19 protein-coding genes are annotated in these 19,735 nt (G+C 63.3%); 7 read left to right on the top strand and 12 right to left on the bottom strand.

Translation table 11 applies throughout. The annotated features are described in order from the left end of the window. The first annotated feature begins 92 nt into the window (after positions 1-92). Complete coding sequence (locus tag Q0844_RS14260; protein ID WP_299046039.1) at positions 93-1,592, top strand: M23 family metallopeptidase; 1,500 nt, start codon at positions 93-95, stop codon at positions 1,590-1,592. A gap of 201 nt (positions 1,593-1,793) precedes the next feature. Here the strand turns inward: Q0844_RS14260 and Q0844_RS14255 are convergent, their stop codons facing one another. Continuing rightward, positions 1,794-2,003 carry a CsbD family protein gene (locus tag Q0844_RS14255; protein ID WP_299046037.1) on the bottom strand — a complete coding sequence of 70 codons (210 nt, stop codon included), beginning with the start codon at positions 2,001-2,003 and terminating at the stop codon, positions 1,794-1,796. Between the two features lie 69 nt (positions 2,004-2,072). Further along, positions 2,073-3,692 carry an AMP-binding protein gene (locus Q0844_RS14250; RefSeq protein ID WP_299046034.1) on the bottom strand — a complete coding sequence of 540 codons (1,620 nt, stop codon included), beginning with the start codon at positions 3,690-3,692 and terminating at the stop codon, positions 2,073-2,075. 76 nt (positions 3,693-3,768) lie between these two features. On the opposite strand from Q0844_RS14250, the gene Q0844_RS14245 reads away from it, so the two are divergent. The 4 genes from Q0844_RS14245 (at position 3,769) to Q0844_RS14230 (ending at position 7,654) form a co-directional block, all read left to right on the top strand. Beyond that, positions 3,769-4,755 (top strand): DMT family transporter, encoded by a 987-nt coding sequence (locus tag Q0844_RS14245; protein ID WP_299046032.1) that lies wholly within the window; start codon positions 3,769-3,771, stop codon positions 4,753-4,755. Between the two features lie 131 nt (positions 4,756-4,886). Then, entirely contained in the window at positions 4,887-5,528 is a 642-nt protein-coding gene (locus tag Q0844_RS14240) for a sulfotransferase family 2 domain-containing protein (RefSeq protein WP_299046030.1), read from the top strand. A 204-nt stretch (positions 5,529-5,732) separates the two neighbouring features. Continuing rightward, positions 5,733-6,368 (top strand): Hint domain-containing protein, encoded by a 636-nt coding sequence (locus Q0844_RS14235; protein WP_299046028.1) that lies wholly within the window; start codon positions 5,733-5,735, stop codon positions 6,366-6,368. A gap of 251 nt (positions 6,369-6,619) precedes the next feature. Continuing rightward, positions 6,620-7,654, top strand: coding sequence for a hypothetical protein (locus tag Q0844_RS14230; protein ID WP_299046025.1), 1,035 nt, complete (start codon positions 6,620-6,622; stop codon positions 7,652-7,654). Between the two features lie 69 nt (positions 7,655-7,723). On the opposite strand, the gene Q0844_RS14225 is transcribed toward Q0844_RS14230, so the two are convergent. From Q0844_RS14225 to Q0844_RS14195, 7 genes are all read right to left on the bottom strand, one after another. Beyond that, positions 7,724-9,922, bottom strand: coding sequence for a 3-hydroxyacyl-CoA dehydrogenase NAD-binding domain-containing protein (locus Q0844_RS14225; RefSeq protein ID WP_299046022.1), 2,199 nt, complete (start codon positions 9,920-9,922; stop codon positions 7,724-7,726). Between the two features lie 12 nt (positions 9,923-9,934). Beyond that, a complete protein-coding gene (locus Q0844_RS14220) occupies positions 9,935-11,146 on the bottom strand; it encodes an acetyl-CoA C-acetyltransferase (RefSeq protein WP_299046019.1) in 1,212 nt (403 codons plus the stop codon). A gap of 97 nt (positions 11,147-11,243) precedes the next feature. Continuing rightward, entirely contained in the window at positions 11,244-11,876 is a 633-nt protein-coding gene (locus Q0844_RS14215; protein WP_299046017.1) for a glutathione S-transferase family protein, read from the bottom strand. 305 nt (positions 11,877-12,181) lie between these two features. Continuing rightward, positions 12,182-13,339, bottom strand: coding sequence for an acyl-CoA dehydrogenase family protein (locus tag Q0844_RS14210; RefSeq protein WP_299046015.1), 1,158 nt, complete (start codon positions 13,337-13,339; stop codon positions 12,182-12,184). A 24-nt stretch (positions 13,340-13,363) separates the two neighbouring features. Further along, positions 13,364-13,576, bottom strand: a complete 213-nt coding sequence (locus tag Q0844_RS14205; RefSeq protein ID WP_299046012.1) for a hypothetical protein — start codon at positions 13,574-13,576, stop codon at positions 13,364-13,366. A gap of 45 nt (positions 13,577-13,621) precedes the next feature. After that, positions 13,622-15,403, bottom strand: a complete 1,782-nt coding sequence (locus Q0844_RS14200; protein ID WP_299046011.1) for an acyl-CoA dehydrogenase C-terminal domain-containing protein — start codon at positions 15,401-15,403, stop codon at positions 13,622-13,624. A gap of 27 nt (positions 15,404-15,430) precedes the next feature. Next, positions 15,431-15,832 (bottom strand): MerR family DNA-binding transcriptional regulator, encoded by a 402-nt coding sequence (locus Q0844_RS14195; protein WP_299046008.1) that lies wholly within the window; start codon positions 15,830-15,832, stop codon positions 15,431-15,433. Positions 15,833-16,071: 239 nt separating this feature from the next. On the opposite strand from Q0844_RS14195, the gene Q0844_RS14190 reads away from it, so the two are divergent. Further along, positions 16,072-16,518: a universal stress protein gene (locus Q0844_RS14190; protein WP_299046005.1), complete on the top strand. Its 447-nt coding sequence runs from the start codon at positions 16,072-16,074 to the stop codon at positions 16,516-16,518. A gap of 34 nt (positions 16,519-16,552) precedes the next feature. On the opposite strand, the gene Q0844_RS14185 is transcribed toward Q0844_RS14190, so the two are convergent. Further along, a complete protein-coding gene (locus tag Q0844_RS14185) occupies positions 16,553-17,545 on the bottom strand; it encodes an FkbM family methyltransferase (RefSeq protein WP_299046002.1) in 993 nt (330 codons plus the stop codon). A 116-nt stretch (positions 17,546-17,661) separates the two neighbouring features. After that, positions 17,662-18,636 (bottom strand): hydrogen peroxide-inducible genes activator, encoded by a 975-nt coding sequence (locus tag Q0844_RS14180; RefSeq protein WP_299045999.1) that lies wholly within the window; start codon positions 18,634-18,636, stop codon positions 17,662-17,664. 111 nt (positions 18,637-18,747) lie between these two features. Between Q0844_RS14180 and Q0844_RS14175 the strand changes: the two genes are divergently transcribed. Beyond that, positions 18,748-19,284: a phosphoribosyl-AMP cyclohydrolase gene (locus Q0844_RS14175; RefSeq protein WP_299045996.1), complete on the top strand. Its 537-nt coding sequence runs from the start codon at positions 18,748-18,750 to the stop codon at positions 19,282-19,284. A 69-nt stretch (positions 19,285-19,353) separates the two neighbouring features. Here the strand turns inward: Q0844_RS14175 and Q0844_RS14170 are convergent, their stop codons facing one another. After that, on the bottom strand, positions 19,354-19,725 hold the full coding sequence (locus Q0844_RS14170; protein ID WP_299046786.1) for a MerR family DNA-binding transcriptional regulator: 372 nt from the start codon (positions 19,723-19,725) through the stop codon (positions 19,354-19,356). Between the last annotated feature and the right edge of the window lie 10 nt (positions 19,726-19,735).

The raw sequence follows: 19,735 nt of genomic DNA, 5'->3' as shown, positions 1-19,735 counted from the left end.
CATCCGCGCGCCGCACGCGCAAGGGCCGGGCGCAAACCATGCTATCCTCGCCCTCTATTTTACAAAGTCCATTTTTTTCAAGGAGGCACAGGATGCCGTATTTCAAGCCATTGATGGCGCTCGCGCTCATCTGCACGTCCACCGCGGTCGCGGCACAGAACCGACCGGTCTTCAAACATCCCTTCCCCTGCGGCCAAAGCTGGGACGCATCCACCTACGACACCCATGGGCCGGACCCCGACAGCCTGGATTTCACCTACTGGCGCGACCGCAGCGAAAAGGCGGTGACCGAACGCGAAAACCTCACCAACGGGCAATACATCCTGTCGTCTGCCGCGGGCGAGGTCGTGCGCGACGACATCGTGGCCGATGACGAAAACGGGCAGGTGCGGCGCATCAGGATCGCGCACGCGAACGGCTGGGACACAACCTACCTGCACGTGATGATCGAACCCCCTTTCCTCGAACCGGGGCGCAAGATCGCCATGGGCGAGGTGATCGGCCGCGCGGGCCGGTCGGGCACAGGCTTTGCCAACGACCACATCCACTACAACCAGCGCAATCCCGACAACGAAGCGGTGCGCGTCCAGTTCGACGGCGTGAACGCCGCGACCCACAATGGCGACCAGTCCACCTGGGATCTCTTCCTGTCGGACCAGGCCGAACGGATGGGCAGCGCCAATTGCACCGGCCACAGTTTTATCCGATGGCGCGATGGCGGCGCCAACTACATCCTGCGCTACAGCCCCAACACCCGCCGCGTGCGCATCACCCGGATGGACGCCGATGGCACCGGCGGCACAAACACCTGGACAGGCGAAGACTGGGGCCGGTCCTGGACCCACTACGCCCACTGGAGCCGCGACGGCACCCATTACCTGTTGCAATACAGCGCCCCGCGCGGCCGCGCACAGTTCTTCCGGATCGAAGCGAACGGCGCGGGCCTCACCCTGCTCGAAGACACAAGGACATGGACCCAGCGCTGGACCACGATCAAGCGGGTCAACCACGCGGGCAACAATTACCTCTTCGCCTACAACTCGATCACCGGCTACCACCAGATCCTGCGCATCGACGACAACAACCGCAGCGCCGCCGTCACCTGGGTGAACGACGACATCCGCGGCTGGACCCACATCCTGCCGTTTGACCAGGACGGTGAACAATACGTGCTCTACTACAAGGCCGCCTCCGGCCGGGTCATCATCCGCCAACTGGTCGACGAAAGCCGGGACGGGTTCGACGGCACCGAATTGCGGCTCGACACCGTCTATGACGGCACGCGCCGTGCGGGCTGGACGCACATGACACTCGCCCGCGATGGCGGCACGCTCTTCATGCTGGGGTTCCGCGCCAACAACGGTCAGGCCCGGCTGTGGGAAATCGACGCCCCCGCCGACGGGCCCATCGGGCAGGGCCGGTTCCAGCTTGATCGCAAGTGGGACATCATCACCGCCATGCGCGAAGGCGGGCAGGCCCGCATCTTCCTCTATGGCATCGACCGTGGCGACGGGGCGGTGATGGATGTCGACAATGACGGCAGCGGTCTGACCGAACTGGCCACGTTCGACTGGCAGGGCGGCTGGCGCTAGGCGCGACCAGCAGGGGCCGCGTGCAAATCGCGGCCCCTCGGCCGCCAGCATGTTAATTTTTGATGGATTTTCGGTAAACGCACAGCACTTTGGGTCAAGTCCCTGATGCTGCACGCAAATCACGGATCGGCAAAGATATCGTAACCGCTCCGAACACGGTGTCCCCGCGGGGACAAACCCCACGGGGACACCTCGGATCTCTCAGAACTTGGCTTTGTTCTCGGCAATGAAAGCATCAATCTGATGTTCGGCCTCATCCTTCGCCACGCCATAGCGTTCCTGGATCTTGCCAACCAGCTGTTCGCGGTCGCCCTCGGCTTCCTTCAGGTCGTCATCCGTCAAATCGCCCCATTTTTCCTTGATGGCGCCGGTCATCTGCTTCCAGTTGCCCTTGATCGTATCCCAATTCATGGCACGTCTCCCTTGTGCGTCCCGGTTTCAACACCAGAACGCGGACAGGGCACGCACCGTTCCAAGGCGTCACAATTCAGCAGCTGTTTTCCGCAATTCGAACTTCTGGATCTTGCCCGTTGACGTCTTGGGCAGGTCCTGGAACACCACCGTCTTCGGTGCCTTGAACCCGGCCAGGGTCTCGCGCGAAAAGGCGATCAGATCGGCCTCGGACGGGCTGGTGCCCGGCTTCAACTCGACAAAGGCGCACGGCACCTCGCCCCACTTCTCGTCCGGCTTGGCAACCACGGCGGCCAGGTTCACGTCCGGGTGCGCCATCAGCACACCCTCCACCTCGACGGAACTGATATTCTCGCCGCCCGAGATGATGATGTCCTTGGCCCGGTCCGCGATCTGGATGTAGCCGTCAGGATGCTGGATCGCGATGTCGCCCGAATGGAAATACCCGCCCTCGAACGCCTCGGCCGTGGCGTCCGGGTTCTTCAGATACCCCTTCATGACCGAGTTCCCCCGGATCATGATCTCGCCCTGCGCCGCCCCGTCCATCGGCACCTGTGCCATGTCGCCGTCCATGACCGTAATGTGTTCCATCATGGGAAAGGCCACGCCCTGCCGCGCCTTGATGGCGGCGGTGTCCTCGGCCCCGTCCCAATCCGACTTCCACAGGCATTCGGTCACGTGCCCATAGGTTTCGGTCAGCCCGTAGACCTGCGTGACGTTGAAGCCCAGCTTCTCGATCTTGCCCAGCGTCGCCGGGGCCGGGGGCGCGCCCGCGGTGAACACCTCGACCACGTGGTCAAAGGCCCGCCGCTCGGCATCATCGGCATTCACCAGCATGTTCAGAACGATCGGGGCACCGCCGAAATGGGTCACGCCTTCGTCGGCGATCGCGTCATAGATCGGCTTTGCCGCGATATCCCGGCAGCACACCAGCGTGCCGCCCACCAGCGGCATCATCCAGGTGTGGTTCCAGCCGTTGCAGTGAAACAGCGGCACAATCGCCATGAAGACCGGGTGCAGCACCATGCGCCACGACACCACCGTGCCCATGGTCATCAGGTAGGCCCCACGATGGTGATAGACGACACCCTTGGGCCTGCCGGTCGTGCCAGAGGTGTAGTTCAGCGCAAGGCTCTCCCACTCGTCCTCGGGCATGATCCAGTCAAAGGACGGATCGGCGCGTGCCAACACGTCCTCGTAGACGTTATGCCGTCCCGACGCGGGCCAGCCATGGGCCGCATCCGCCACCTCGATAATCCGCGGGGACGCGCCCTGCATCGCGGCGCTGGCGGCTTCGGCCAGGTCCAGAAACTGCGGGTCGACCAGCACCACCTTGGCCCCACCGTGGTCAAGGATATAGGCGACCGTGTCCACATCCAGGCGCGTGTTGATCGTGTTCAGAACGGCGCCGCAGGCCGGCACGCCGAAATGCGCTTCGGCCTGCGCAGGCAGGTTGGGGATCAGGGTTGCGACCACATCGCCGGGGGCCACCCCCATGCCGGAAAGGGCCGAGGCCAGCCGCGTGCACCGGTCGTGGTACTGCGCATAGCTGACGCGGTGATCGCCATAGATCACGGCCGTCCGGTCCGCAAAGACCAAGGCCGCGCGGCGCAGATGCGACAGGGGTGTCAGCGGTACGTAATTCGCAGCCGTCTTGCCGAGGCCGGTTTCATCTGCCATCCAACCCATATCGGTCCTCCCCGTAGTCTCAGGCGCAGTGATGTTGCGCACTTATGGCGAGGGGCGCAAGCTATGGAAAGACTTGATGACATCCACCGTCCCCCATCGTCCCACGGCGGCTGCCTTTTGCATGGTGGGCGCGATGTGCATCATCGGGGCGATCGACATCTATGTGGCGGTTATCGCACAGACCATTTCGGTCTGGCAGTTCCTGATCCTGCGGCTTGTGATGGCCGCCCCCATCATCCTGGCCCTGTCGGCCATGGGCCTTGGCACTGTGCGTCCCCGCCGGGTCAGGGCGGTGGCGGTGCGGTCCACGCTGATTGCGACGGGCATGTTCTGCTATTTCGGCGCGCTGGCCTTCATGCCCATCGCGATGGCGCTGGCGGGGCTTTTTACCTCGCCCATCTTCGTGCTGCTGCTGACGGCCTTTGTGTTGCGCCAACGGATCGGGCCGTGGCGGATCATCGCGGTGGCCGTGGGCTTTGTCGGCATCCTTGTGGTGCTTGGCCCCTCGGGCGGCAGCCTTGGCTGGGTGGCGTTGCTGCCGGTGGTGGGCGGCATCCTCTATGCCTCGGGTGTCGTGGCGACACGTGCCTTGTGCGAAGGGGAAAGCACGCTGACCCTGCTGCTGGGCATCTTCGTGGCGCAGGGGCTGCTGGGCACCGGTGTCCTGACGCTCTTGACCCTGTCGGGTCTTGAGCCGGGGCAGGGCGGCATGGCGTTCCTGACGCGCGGGTGGATCTGGCCCATAGACGCGGTGTGGCCCTATCTGTCGGTGCAGGTCGTGGGGTCGGTCGTGGGGGTCAGCCTGCTGAATCGGGCCTACCAGATGGGCGAGGCAAGCCATGTGGCGGTGTTCGAATACTCCATCATGATCTTCGGCCCGTTCTTTGGCTGGTGGCTGCTGGGTCAGCCGGTGACATGGGTGCAGGGGTTGGGCATTGCGCTGATCGTGTTGGCGGGCGTGATCATCGCGGTGCGGAGCAGGGAGGCGGTCGCACTTGATCCCCGGTCGGGCACCCAGCCCGGCCTGCGCCCGCCCGACCTCCCCCCGGAGGGCAAACGCTAGGTCGAAACCTGCGCCGTGCGCGACCACCAGGCGGGACGCAAATGTGCTGCACAGATCACAGGCCCGCCAGGTCGGGCGGGCGCTGGCCTCTTGCAATGGACAGTCCATTGCGGCCCGTGCATCTTCGGCCCATGATCCTCAGCACCGGCCGCAGTTACGTCTTTATCCACGCGCCCAAAACCGGCGGTACGGCCATGGCGCTGGCGCTGGAGGACCGGGCCATGAAGGACGACATCATGCTGGGTGACACGCCCAAGGCGCTGAAACGTCGCCGCCGCGTCCAGGATGTCAAAACGCGGGGGCGCCTCTGGAAGCATTCGACCATGGCCGATATCGACGGGCTGGTGCCGGACCTGAAGGGCCTGTTTGCCTTTACCCTCGTGCGCAACCCGTGGGACCGGATGGTCAGCTATTATCACTGGCTGCGGGATCAGGATTTCGACCACCCGGCGGTGGCCCTGGCCGGGCAGATGGAATTCACCGATTTCGCCTGTGCTGCCCAGACACGGTCGTCCATGCAGGCGAGCCCTGCGCGCCACTACATGACAGACGCACAAGGGCAGGTACGTTGCGACCTGTACATCCGGTTGGAACGGTTTTCAGACGATGCTGCGCCGCTATGGGACCATCTGGGTTTCGTGCTTGACCTGCCCCATGCCAACGCGTCGCAGCGGGACGCCCACTATAGACAGTATTATTGCGATAAAGCCCGTGCAGCCGTGGCCGAGGCCTGCGCGGAAGATATCGAAAGATTCGGTTACCGCTTCGAATGAACGGCCTTGCGAGGTCCTCATCCCTAAAATTGTCGACAAATGCAGATCAATCACGTGGCGGGTCATTGTATTGATGTGCGGGCGGGCAACAGTGCCCAATTCCCGCCCAGATTGCGACCCGTCTTGGCCCCGCGAATCATCCCAACTGACCGTATCAAACGCAAACCGGCGCGCTGCCAGCGCCGCACCATGGGGATGGATGAGATGTTTGGATGGACAAGGACGCAAGCGCCGCAGCGGATGCCCGAATTGTCGGCGGCCTGGGACGGCGGCGTGATGACCACGCGGGGGCATCTGGCGGGCACACGGGTGGCCACGGCCATGGGCTGGCGCGCGGTCGAGGCGCTGGCCGCCGGTGACATGGTCCTGACCTTTGACGCGGGCCTGCAGCCGCTGGTCGAAGTGCGCCGCGACATCTTCTGGACCGCCGACGCGCCGGTGCCTGCGGCCTATCATTCCGTCTTTGTCCCCGCGGGGGCGCTGGGCAACGCGTCCGATCTGGAACTTCTGCCCGATCAGGGCGTGCTGGTGGAAAGCGATGCGGCCTGTGATGCCTATGGTGATCCCTTTGCCGTGCTTCCCGCCAAATCGCTGGACGGCTTTTGTGGCATCCGCCGCATCAGCCCGCGCATGCAGATCGAGATCATCACGCTGGTCTTCGCGACCGAGCAGGTGATTTATGCAGAAGGGGGCGCGCTGCTGCATTGTCTGCGCCCGATCCTGGGCCTGGACGAATTGGGCGCGCCGCGTGCCGGATATGACGTGATCCCGCCCCGCGACGCCGCCTTTCTGGTGGATTGCATGAAGGTCGAGGCGCAACGCTACGGCGCGGGGGCCTGACACCGGTTTGGCGCGCGACCTGGAGGCGCGCGCCTCACCCGCTCCGTACCCGGCCCGCTGCGGTTCGGCCGGCTGCCCCGCCCCCAACATCGGGGCGGTGGTCGGGTGCGGGGGCAAGGATGTCCCGCATGCCGCGGCGCGGGGTGACGCGCCGTTTGCCCCCGAACCGATGCACGCGATGGTTGCTTTTCCGCCGCATATCTTTCAGTCTGAACGCATTGATTTTTCCCTGTTTCACAGGACTATTTCCGATGCGGCAGATTGCCTTGCTTTGCGTGTTTCCCATTCTGAGTTGTGTGCTTGCCTTTGCCGGTGCGCCCGGTGCGGCGCAATCCGCAAGCTGTACGGCCCTTGCCGGGGAATTGAACACGCGGTTTGTCACCGTGAAATCGCAACAGCCGGGGGCGGGGGTGCCAGAGGATTCAGGCATAATCGTGCACACGATCCATGGGCCCGGCACGCAGTCGGGTGTACCGCCGGGGACGCCCGGCTATCTGGATCTGGGCCAGTTGAATGCCCTGCCGGTTGATGCCACCCAAAGCTGCGGCACCTATCTGGGGCAGGGCGATTATCTGCCGTGGTGCGGGTCCAACCTGACACCGGGCGCGACGCCGCCGGTGCTGAGCGACGCGTCCTCCTGGACCTATGTGCGCGCCGACACGCTGATCCACGGGGCCATGCCCGGCGTCGATGACGAGGTGGTGTGTTCGGATGACAAGGACAAACGGTACGGCCTGATCTTTTCCAACGCGTTCATGAATGACGGCCCGAACCTGGGCTGCATGTATCCGCTGGACGGCGACACCGGAAACCGGGACAGCAAGGGGTGTGGCGCCACGACACATGTCTGGCCGAACCGGCCCGTCGGGCAGGCAGCGTGCACCGATCCGGAGACTGCCCAGACGTATCTGGGCGACTACAACACCATCCTTGCCGCGTCCGGGTCCGTTGCAGGGTCGCTGATCTGTTCGCTGGCTGCGGATCAGTTCAACACCTGGGTTGCCGTGCGCAAGAAGGTGGACCTGAGCCAGACCACATGGCCGGTGAACGAGTTTGTGCTGCACAATTGGGACAGCTATTCGACCGCGCAACTGGCGCAGGGCAAGTATGTGCAGGGCATTTACTATCTGTCGGGGTGCCAGCGTACCTCAAGGCCGGGCCTGAAAAGCGACGCGCAGAAAATTGCGGATCTGTACAGGAAATGGTCGGGTGTGGATGTGCCGGTGGTCGCGTTGAGCAACGCCGCCCTCCGCAACAAGAGCAACACGCCCTTTTCCTGCCAGTAAGATCCCGGAAACAGAAAAAAAGCCCCGACGCTGCGGGGCTTTTCCTGTGTTCTGGTCTTGGAAGCGGCTTCAGGCGGCTTCGGCGTCTTTCGGGCCAAAGCGGCCATAGAATGTCTGGTTCTTTTCGGCCATGTCCCGCAGGAGCGCGGGGCACTTGAACCGTTCGCCGAACTTGGCTTCCAACTGGTCACACCGTTCGGCGGCGTAGGGTGCGCCGATGATGTCGAGCCAGCTGAGCGGGCCACCGGACCACGGCGCAAAGCCCCAGCCCAGGATCGCGCCCACGTCGCCTTCGCGGATGTCCATCAGCACACCTTCTTCCAGCGCGCGGACGGCCTCGAGGACCTGAGAGAAGAGCAGACGGTGCTGGACTTCGCCCAATTCCGGTTGGTCGTCCATCAGCGGGTAGCGGTCGTGCACGCCCCGCCAGATACCCTGACGTTTGCCCTTGTCGTCGTAGTCGTAGAAGCCCGCGTTCGCTTTGCGGCCCAGGCGCCCTTCTTCCTCAAGCCAGAAGATCAGGTCGTCCGAAGGGCTGTCGGGATAGGCGTCGCCCATGGCGGCCTTGGTCGCACGGGCGATTTTCGCGCCCAGATCAATGGCGGTTTCGTCCGTCAATTGCAGCGGACCCAGCGGCATGCCGACCATCTTGGCGGCGTTTTCGATCAGCGCGGGTTCGACCCCTTCGGTGACCATCCGCGTCCCTTCGTTGATGTAGGGGATGATGCAGCGGTTGGCGTAGAAGAAGCGCGCGTCGTTGACCACGATGGGCGTCTTGCGGATCTGGCGCACGTAGTCGAGCGCCTTGGCCACGGCCCGGTCGCCGGTGTTCGCGCCCTTGATGATCTCGACCAGCAGCATCTTTTCGACGGGCGAGAAGAAGTGGATGCCGATGAACTGGTCCTGGTTCTTGCTGGCCTTCGCCAGTTCGGAGATCGGCAGCGTCGAGGTGTTGGAGGCAAAGATGCAATCGTCGGGGATGATCGCCTCGACCTTCCCAGTGATCTCGGCCTTGACCTTGGGGTCTTCGAACACGGCTTCGATGATCAGGTCGCAGCCTTTCAGCGCGTCCAAATCAGGCGTGGCAGTGATGCGGGACAGCAGCGCTTCGCCCTTTTCCTGCGTGGTCTTGCCGCGTTTGATGCCACCTTCGACATATTTTTCGGAGTAATTCTTGCCCCGGTCCGCCGCTTCCTGGTCGCGGTCGATCAGCACCACGTCGATGCCCGCCTGAGCCGAAACAAGCGCGATGCCTGCCCCCATCAGGCCCGCACCCAGCACGCCAAGCTTCTTGACCCGCTGGTCTTCGATGCCTTGGGGCCGCACGGCACCCTTTTCCAGCGCTTCCTTGTTGAGGAACAGCGAGCGGATCATCGCACCCGACGAGGGGTTCATCAGCACATTGGTGAACCAGCGCGCTTCGATCTTCAGCGCCGTGTCGAAGGGCACAAGCGCGCCTTCATAGACGGCACTCAGCAGCGCCTTGGCGGCGGGATAGACGCCTTGGGTCTTGCCGTTCACCATGGCAGCCGCCCCCACGAAGGTCATGAAACCTGCGGGGTGGTAGGGCGCACCGCCGGGCATCTTGTAGCCCTTCTGGTCCCAGGGTTTCACAAGGTCCGCATCGGTGGCGTTCAGCACCCAGTCGCGGGCTGCGGCAACAGGGTCGGCGACGACCTCATCCACCAGCTTGCCCTTGGCCTTGTCGGGCGACACCATCTTGCCTTCGAGCAGGAAGGGCGAGGCGTCCATCGCGCCCAGCTTGCGCGCCAGACGCGTTGTGCCCCCTGCGCCGGGGAAGATGCCGACAAGGATTTCGGGCAGGCCGACCTTGGCCTTGGGATTGTCGGCGATGAAGGTGCGGTGGGTGGCCAGGGGCAGTTCCAGACCGATGCCGGCGGCGGTGCCGGGCAGGGCGGCGGCAATCGGCTTGCCGCCCTTCAAGGTCTTGGGGTCCATACCAGCGCGTTCGATCTTGCGCAGGAGGCCGTGCATTTTCATCGTGCCTTCGAACAGGCCTTTGGCGGGGTTGTCGCCCGCGTCTTCCTTCATCTTGGCCAGCAGGTTCAGGTCCATGCCACCCGCGAACGTGTCCTTGCCCGAGGTGATGACGACACCCTTGACCGCATCATCGGCCAGCACGTCGTCGATGTGGTCGTTAAGCTGCGCCAACCCTTCGAGGGACATGACATTCATGGTCTTGCCGGGCACGTCCCATGTGATGGTGGCGATGCCGTCGGCGTCTTTGGTCAGTGTAAAGTCAGCCATTGTGTTCTCTCCTTACACGCGTTCGATGATTGTGGCGGCACCCATGCCAGAGGCGACGCAGAGCGTGGCAAGACCGGTTTCCTTGTCGGTCCGCTCCATCTCGTCCAGGAGCGTGCCGAGGATCATGGCGCCGGTGGCCCCCAGCGGGTGGCCCATGGCGATGGCACCGCCGTTCACGTTGACCTTGCCGTGGTCGACGTCAAAGGCCTGCAGGAAGCGCAGGACAACGGCGGCGAAGGCTTCGTTGACCTCGAACAGGTCGATATCGCTGATCTTCATGCCGGTCTGGGCCAGAATGCGTTCGGTGACAGGCACGGGGCCGGTGAGGTTGATGGTGGGATCGGTGCCGATCTTGGCGGTGGAGTGGATCCGCGCGCGCGGCTTGATCCCCAGCTTTTCGCCCAGTTCCTTGTTGCCGATCAGCAGGGCGGCGGCCCCGTCCACGATGCCGGACGAGTTGCCCGCATGGTGCACGTGGTTGATCCGCTCAAGGTGCGGGTACTTCATCAGCGCAACCTTGTCGAAGCCGGGCATGACCTTGCCCATCGCCTCGAACGCGGCGTTGAGGCTGCCCAGCGACTGCATGTCCGTCTGCGGGCGCATGTATTCGTCGTGATCCAGGATCGGCAGGCCGTTCTGGTCCATGACGGGGATGATGGACTTGGCAAAGCGCTTGTCGTCCCAGGCCTCTTTCGCGCGACGCTGGCTTTCGACCGAGTATTGGTCGACGTCGTCGCGGCTAAATCCGTATTCCGTCGCGATCAGGTCCGCGCCGATGCCTTGCGGGGCGAAATAGCTTTCCATGGCAATCGACGGGTCCGCCGCGATGGCGGCCCCGTCCGAACCCATGGCGACGCGGCCCATCATCTCGACCCCGCCGGCGATATAGCCGTCACCGGCCCCGCCGCGCACCTGGTTGGCGGCGATGTTCACGGCTTCTAATCCGCTGGCACAGAAGCGGTTGATGGCGATGCCCGGGATCGCCTCGTCCAGGTCCGAGGCCAGAACGGCGGTGCGCGCCAGGTTGCCGCCCTGTTCCATCACTTGGGTGACATTGCCCCAGATCACATCCTCGACCACGTGGCCGTCGATATTGTTGCGTTCCTTGAGCGCGTTCAGGGTCAGGGCCGACAGGCGCAGCGAGGTCACCTCGTGCAGGGCCCCGTCCTTGCGGCCCTTGCCGCGCGGGGTGCGGATGGCGTCATAGATAAAGGCTTCGGTCATCATGTTGGTCCTTCTGCCAGTGGCGTGTTCTTTGGACGTTAGGTGGGGTAGACCGGATGGTCTAATCAAGGGTGACGTTGCGGCGGTTCAGGTAAACTTACGCCCGGTCGGCGGGAGAGCCGGGCATGAGGTCGTAGGGGGATTTCCAACCGGGGGTGTTTGCGAGATTGTCGAGCCAGCGGTCGATATTGGGCCAGTCGGCGCGGTCAAAGCCGAAGGGTTCGGGGTAGTAGAGGTAGCCGCAGCACGACAGGTCCGCATTGGTGATGCCGTCGCCCACGATCCAGTCGCGGCCGCCAAGATGCGTGTCGAGGACGGTGTAAGCGGCCTTGAGGCGGCCCTGGTTTAAGGCGATGACCTCCTTGGGCTGCTTTTCGTCCGGCAGGAAGTTCATCAGGAAGCGGGTGACCCCGCACATCGAGCTGAGCTTGTGATTGTCCCAGAGCACCCAGCGGAGAACTTCGTACCTGTCGTCCCCGTCGCCGCCGAACTTGCTGGTCTTGTCCGAGATGTACTGCTGGATGACGCCGGACTGGCTGATCTTGCGGTCGCCGTCGATGAGCAGCGGCGCTTCACCCATCGGGTTGAGCGCGCGGTATGCGTCAGTACGGGCGGCGCCACCGAAGAAATCCACGAAGACCGGCTCCCAATCGAGGCCGGAGAACTGCAGCGCTAGCGCCGCCTTGTAGGAGTTCCCGCTTTCGCCGAAGCAGTGCAGTTTGAGGGTCATGAGTGCGGGCCTTTCCGGTCGTTTGGTTTGAGAGGGCGGGACCGGTGGGTTTCACACCCCCCGGACCCCCCGTGGAGTTTATTCTGCAAGATGAAGAGAGCTTTGTTCACCAAGCATTAAGGTTAACGCGCCAAGACTATATTGGCATGGCAGGCTGGAGAGCTGAGCCATGTGCAAGGTGACGCTCTGCTTCCTCGGCCTCGGTGGATGCCGCCCGTCGGAAGCAGGGCGGAGCTGCTCTTTCATCTTGCCAGGAAAACTCCCCCCGGAGGGCCGATCCGCCACACGCCGCACGGCCTGACCCATCAAAATGCCCTCGCAATCAGCTCTTTCATGATCTCGTTGGTGCCGCCGTAGATGCGTTGCACCCGCGCGTCGGTCCACATGCCGCCGATGTCGTAGTCGTTGGTGAAGCCGTAGCCGCCATGCAGTTGCAGGCATTCGTCCAGCACCCAGGCCTGCGTGTCCGTGGTCCAGTATTTGCACATGGCGGCCTTGTCCACGGTCAGTTCGCCGCGGATATGTTCGGCCATGCAGTCGTCAAAGAAGGACCGGCTGACCATCGTCTTGGTCTTGGCTTCGGCCAGTTTGAAGCGGGTGTTCTGAAATTGCAGGAGGGTGCCGCCGAAGGCTTCACGCTCCTTGCAATAGGCAAGCGTGCGCTCGACCGCGCCTTCCATGGCCCCCACGGCGGCGCAGGCGATGACCATGCGTTCCTGCGGCAGTTGCTGCATGAGCTGGTAAAAGCCCTGGCCTTCGGTACCGCCAAGGATGTTTTCGGGGGCGATTTCGACATTGTCGAAGAACAGTTCCGACGTGTCGGACGCGTGCATGCCGATCTTGTCGAGGTTGCGGCCGCGGGCGAACCCTTCGGCCCCGTCGGTTTCGACAACAACCAGCGACACGCCTTTGGAGCCGAGGGTGGGATCGGTCTTGGCCGCGACGATGATCAGGTTGGCGTGCTGTCCATTGGTGATGAAGGTCTTGGAACCGGTCAGCTTGTAGGCGTTGCCGTCCTTGATGGCGCGGGTCTTGATCGCTTGCACGTCCGAGCCGGTGGAGGGTTCGGTCATCGCCAGGGCGCCCACCAACGCGCCTGTGACCAATTTGGGCAGCCAGCGCTGTTTTTGATCTTCGGTGCCGTAGGCCAGAACGTAATGGGCGACGATGCCCGAGTGGATGCCGTGGCCCCAGCTTGCAAGGTTTGCCCGTGCGGCTTCGACGAGGATCGCGGCTTCGTGTCCGAAATCGCCGCCTGCGCCGCCGTATTCCTCGGGGATCGAGGGGCAGAGCAGACCCAACTCGCCCGCCTGCGCCCAGGTTTCGCGGTCCATCTCGCCCTGTGTGCGCCAGCGGTCGAAATGGGGGGCCCATTCGTTTGTGATGAATTGCGCCGTCATGTCGGCGATCATCTGGTGTTCTTCTGTCATCCACGTGGACGACCCGGTGGCGATGTCTTTCATATCTCTCCTCCCCAGGAGACAGGATTAGCGTTTGCGCGCCTCCAACTCGGAATTGAACAGCCGCAGGCGGGCTGTCAGGTTTTCCTCGTTCATCACGCTGTCGAAATTCTCGAACAGGAAGGACAGCGCCTCGCCCTCGTCCAGCCCGGCCTCTGACGCGAACCGTTTGAGGCGGCGATAGCCGTCCTCGGTCATGGCGACGGGAAAGCGGCGGGTCAGGCGAAAGCGTTTGGGCATGTGTCCTCCGGGTTTAGGGTGCGCGGTGTCCCGCGCACCGCCACCTTAGAAGTTTGCCGCTTCCAGGGCCATCACCGTGTCCGCCCCGGTCTGGATGCGGGCAAGATGCAGCGCAGTGGCGGGCAGTTGGCGGGCCATGTAATAGCGCCCCGTTGCCAGCTTGGTCTCAAAGAAGTCGGGGTCGGATGTACCTGCCGCAAGCGCGTCGCGCGACGCCTTGCCCATCTTGGCCCACATCAGACCCAGGCAGACATGGCCGAACATGTGCATGAAGTCGTAGCTGCCGCTCAGCGCGTTGTTCGGGTTCGTCATGCCATTCTGCATGAAATACATGCCTGCGGCCTGCAGGTCCTTGGACGCCGCCTTGAGCGGGTCGAGGAAGTCCTTGTCGAACGCCTCGTCCTGACCGGCATTGTCCTTGATGAAGGATTTGACCAGGTCAAAGAACGCCATCACGTGCTTGCCGCCGTCCTGCGCCAGCTTGCGGCCCACGAGGTCCAGCGCCTGCACGCCGTTGGCCCCTTCGTAGATCATCGCGATGCGGGCGTCGCGGGTGTATTGTGACATGCCCCACTCCTCGATGTAGCCGTGCCCGCCATAGACCTGCTGGGCCTTGATCGTGTTGTCGTAGCCGACATCCGTCAGGAAGCCCTTGATGATCGGGGTCAGCAGCGACACGATGCCGTCCGCATCCTTGTCACCGGCCCGGTGGGCTGCGTCGATCATGGTCGCGCTCCACAGGATGAAGGCGCGGGCCCCTTCGGCAAAGGACTTCTGATCCATCAGCGAGCGGCGAATGTCGGGGTGCACGATCAGGGGATCGGCGGGGCCATCGGGGTTCTTCTCACCCGTCACGTCGCGGCCCTGCAAGCGGTCCTTGGCGTATTCGAGGGCGTTCTGGTACGCAACTTCGGCCTGGGACAGGCCCTGCATGCCGACACCGATGCGGGCCTCGTTCATCATGGTGAACATGGCGCGCATGCCCTTGTGCTCTTCACCCACCAGATAGCCCACGGCGTCATCGTAGTTCATGACGCAGGTGGAGTTGCCGTGAATGCCCATCTTCTCTTCGATGCTGCCCACGCTGACCCCGTTCCGTGCGCCCAGCGAGCCATCGTCGTTCACGCATATTTTTGGAACAATGAAGAGCGAGACGCCCTTGATCCCTTCGGGGCCGCCCTCGATCTTGGCCAGAACGAGGTGGATGATATTCTCGGCCATGTCGTGTTCACCGGCGGAGATGAAGATCTTCTGGCCCGTGATCCTGTAGCTGCCGTCGTCCTGCGGTGCCGCCTTGGTGCGCATCAGGCCCAGATCGGTGCCGCAATGCGGTTCGGTCAGGTTCATGGTGCCGGTCCATTCGCAGGACACCATCTTGGGCAGGTAGGTTTCTTTTTGCGCTTGTGACCCATGCGCCAGGATGGCCGAGGCCGCGCCGTGGGTCAGGCCCTGGTACATGGTGAAGGCCATGTTGGCGGAGGAGAACATCTCGCCCACCGCGGTGCCCATGACGTAGGGCATGTTCTGGCCGCCGAATTCCTCGGGCATGTCGAGGCCGGTCCAGCCGCCTTCCTTGACCTGCTCGAACGCGTCCTTGAACCCGGTGGGGGTGTAGACGACGCCATTTTCCAGGCGGCACCCTTCGGTGTCGCCCACGACGTTCAGCGGCGCGAGAACCTCGGAAGTCAGCTTGCCTGCTTCACCCAGGATGGCGGAGGTAAAGTCGGCCTCAAGCTCGTCATAGCCGGGGATGTCCTGCCCGGTGACGTTCAAGACGTCGTGCAGGATGAATTGCATGTCTTTGGTGGGGGGCGTGTAGCTGGGCATAGTCTCTTCTCCCTGGTGCAGCGGCGCTTACTCAGCGGCCTTTTTCGTCGTGTTCATCGAGGCGATCATCTTCTCGCCCCATTTCAACTGGTCCTTGAGGTCGTCGATGGCTTCTGTCAGCTCGTCGCGCTGACGTTCCATATCATCAAGTCGGTCGCGGGCTATTTCATATGTCCGCGCAAGTTGCGTCTGTTGCTGGTCGCCCATGTCATAGAGATCGAGCAGCTGGCGGATCTCTTCCAGGCTGAATCCAAAGCGCTTGCCGCGCAGGATCAGCTTGAGCCGGGCGCGGTCGCGTTTGGTAAACAGGCGCTTCTGGCCTTCCCGGATCGGGAACAGCAATTCCTTGGCTTCGTAGAAGCGCAATGTCCGCGGCGTGACGTCAAAGGCGTCGCACATCTCGCGGATGGTCATGGTTTTCTCACTCATGGGATCACTCGCATATCCTGTTACGGACACGACATGGGGGAGAGACGGATTCGATGCAACGGTCAGCTGACGTTGACGTAAGTTGTACGTTGCGTCATTTGCAGAGTTGACGTGATCGTGAGGTGCGTCAACCCGTTGTAGCCCCCCGTTCCCGGCACGTTCCGCGCCGTTGATACACATCAAGGTTCCGCATTTCCCCCCCTGCTAGGGTCCGTGTGCAGTCAAACGGAGGACCTGACATGTTCAAGAAAATCGTTGTGGGTATCGACGGATCGACCACATCCGACAACGCGGTACGCATCGCCTGCGATCTGGCCACAAAATACGACAGCGACATCCATCTGGTCCACACGCCACAGCCCCAGACGGTCGCCTTTGCCATGGGCGCGGTTGCCGGATACCACGCCGTCACCACGATGCCGTCTCAGGACGAGGTGATGGAGGCGGCGGCCAGGATCATTGCAGACGCCACGGTTGTCGCCGCCGAATGCGGCCAGAGCGTTGCAGGGGCCCATACGGAGCAGGGGGATCCGGCCGATCACATCATTGCCTGCGCCAAGGCGGTTGGGGCGGACCTGATCGTGACGGGGCGCCGGGGCCTGGGCAGCATTGGATCGTTGGTGCAGGGGTCAACCAGCCTGCGGGTCAATCACCTGGCCAAATGCGCCACCCTGTCGGTGATCTGATCCGGTCGGGCGCGCCCGTCCCGGCCCGCGCCGCCTATTTGATCAACAGGATGTCGGCGTGAATGTGCCCGCCGCGATCTTCGGCGCCGAGCCGGTCGTGATACAGCGTCACCAGGTCCTCTGCCGTCATTTCAACCGCGACGCCGTCGGCGGAATCGCGGATGCTGATGATGCGGCTGAACTGGTTCACGGCATCCATGAACAGGTCCAGCCCGTTGGCACGGGCCAGCCCGTAGGGCCAGAATTCGGTCACCACCGGGCAGCCGCTGTCCAGGATGCGTTGCGCGCCCTTGAACACGTGGCCTTCGTGGCCCTGCACGTCCATCCAGACAAGGGCGGTGGCGTCCAGCGGGGCCGCCGATTGCGCGATCACATCGTCGAATGTGCGCACCTCGACCTCGATTTCCGTGCGGCCCGCATCGCTGTCCATGCGGTCGACCTGCGGTGTGTCCTCGGACACGACGCGGTGGTCGCCGTAATTGTCGTTCGACCGTTCCAGTTTCATCACGCCGACCTTGTCGGACAACGCGCCGTGGATGGTTTCGGCATTGCTGTGGATGCCTTGCAGGGCCAGGTTGGCCGCCAGCAAGTCAAAGTTCATTGGGTCCGGTTCCACCGACACCGACCGTGCAAAGCCCATCGTGTGGGCCTGCACCGTGTGGGTGCCGATATTCGCGCCGATGTCGTAAAAGGTGCCGGACGGCCGCGGCAGGCCCAATGTGTCAAACAGGCCCATCACCCCCGATACCGCATCCCCGTCATAATCGCCCGTCAGCCGCATCGCCTGACCGATGATCATGTCGGACACATGCGTCACCCAATGCTTGCCCGCGTTGTCACGCAACGCGATGACATCCGAGGCCAGCACATGCGGCCCTTGCAGCAGGTGACGCTGAAAGCTGTGTGGATCATCTTCGGGTGCGTTGACGTCATAAGTCAGATCCACATCCAGCTTGTGCGCAAGGTAGCGGACAATGAAGGAGGATTTGCTTTTGGCCTGTGTGAACTTCTGGATGAGGTTAGGCATGAGGCACGGACCCGTCGTTGGTGATCCGACGGTCACTAGAGGACGCCGCGCGACCTGGCAACAGGCCAACGTCCGGCGCGCCTGTGCGTGTCGGCGCGTCCCGGGCCACGCGGGCCTTATTGCTGCGCCCGGTCGTGCATCATCCGCTCGTCAAACCGGTCGGCACGTGTGGCGCGGATTTCCCGCTTTGTCGCGATCAGGTGTTCTGCCAGTTGCAGGCAGTTCGGCCCAAGCGGTGAGCCGCGCCGCCAGAGCAGCGCGATGTCATGCCGGGCCTCGGCATCGTCGATCCGGCGCACCACGAAATCCGGGTCACGCACCGCTTCGGCCAGGGCATATAGCGACGGCAGCACCGCGACGCCTGCGCCCATCACCGCCATTTGGCGCACCGCGTCCAGGCTGCTGCCCCGGTAGTCGCGGCTGACATAGGTGCCCGCCCGTTCGGCCAGCCGGTCCACGATCCGCGCGAGGCGGAATTCGGAGCTGAGCGACAGGAGCGGCCGATCCGACAGGTCCGCCAGCGCGATGGGTGTGCTCTGGGCCGAAAGCGGATCGTCAGCCGCGGCGCAGGCCCACAGCGTTTCCGTGAACAGCGGATGGCTGGAAATGTCGGGCTCGTTGGTCGGCGTGCCGATGACCGCGTCCAGGTGCCCGTCCTTGAGCAGCGTCAGCAATTGCTGCGTCGGCCCCTCCTGCACCACGAGGCGCAGCTTGGGATACAGCTGGTGCAACTGCCGGTTGGCATGCGGCATGAAATAGGCCCCGATCGACGGCAGCACCCCAAGCGCCAACCTGTCCCCGAACGGCCCGATGGCCCCACGGGCCACCGCACGAAATTCGCGCACCTCCTGCAGGATGACACGTGCGCGCGGCAACAGCCGTTCCCCCAGCGACGTCAGCCGCACCTTGCGCGAGGTGCGCTCAAACAGGGGCGCGCCCAGTTCGGCCTCCATCGTCGCAAGTTGTTTGGACAGGCTGGGTTGGCTGACCGCAAGGCGCTGGGCGGCTTTGCCGAACGCGCGGTCGTCTGCAACGGCAACGAAATATTGCAGCTGGCGCAGGGACGGGCGGGCCGGGGCGGATATATCCATGCCTTTTAACTATGGGTTCGCGCGTTTCTTTCAATTGGTAATATCAATCGCCCCCGCCCATCTCCGGTTCAGAGCAGCGAGACCTGCGCCAACCCCGAGAGGAGAACAACCGTGATCAAGACCACCCTGACAGCAACTGCCGCAACCCTTGCCCTGACCGCCGGCATGGCCGCGGCCGCGCAAGAGCCGACGCTGACGCCGGACCGCGTGTCGGACTTCAAGACGGCCTGGGGCGAGGGCATCGTCAAGATCGGCGAGGTGCACACGGCAGGCGGCGATTACAGGCAAGCCGCGCGCCAGCACATCCTGGACTTCTATGCCTATGGCAAGGACATCGTCCTGTTCAAACCGACGCTGGCGAGCCAGGACCAGTTCCGCGGCACCTTTGACGAGGCGTTGTCCTATTTCGTGGGCGGCAGCATCGAGGAAGATGGCGGATTTGCGATTGCTCCATACACCAACGTCCGGTGGGAGAACGAAGGCACCAGCATCAGCGGCGACATCGCCTTTGCCATGGGCAACTACTTTTTCACCACCACGGACGGGTCAGAGGTGAAGGTCGAATACACCTTTGGCATCCAGGAAATGGAAGATGGTGAGTTGAAAATCGTGCTGCACCATTCATCCTTGCCGTTCACGCCAGGCTGAGAAGTCTGACAAAAGCCTGCCGCGCCCTGATCCCCTGCCGGGATCGGGGCGTCTTGCGTCTCTGCGGGGTCAGTCGCCCAGGCCCCGGGCCACGCTGTCGCGCAGGTCCTGCAATTCGTCGCGTGCCTCGTCAAGTTGCCTGCGCTGCTCGTCCAGTTCCTTGAGCTGTCCGTCGGCCAGTTCGACCCAGGCCCGCATCTGTGCCTCGGTGCCTTCGTTTTCATAGATCATCAGCCATTGCCGGATGTCTTCCAGCTGAAAGCCGAATTTGCGGCCGCGCAGGATCAGCTTCATCCGGGCACATTCGCGCGCACCATAAAAGCGCGACCGACCCTCGCGGTCCGGCTGCAAGAGTTCGATATACTCGTAGTACCGCAAGGTGCGAGGCGTCACGTCGAACTCCGCGCACATCTCCTTGAAGCTCAAGCGGTCGTCTGCCATGGCTTTCAGT

It is taken from the genome of uncultured Tateyamaria sp. (assembly GCF_947503465.1).
Lineage (GTDB): Bacteria > Pseudomonadota > Alphaproteobacteria > Rhodobacterales > Rhodobacteraceae > Tateyamaria.
The sequence above is the reverse complement of the archived record's forward strand: the minus strand, read 5'-3'. Positions and strand labels throughout refer to the sequence as shown.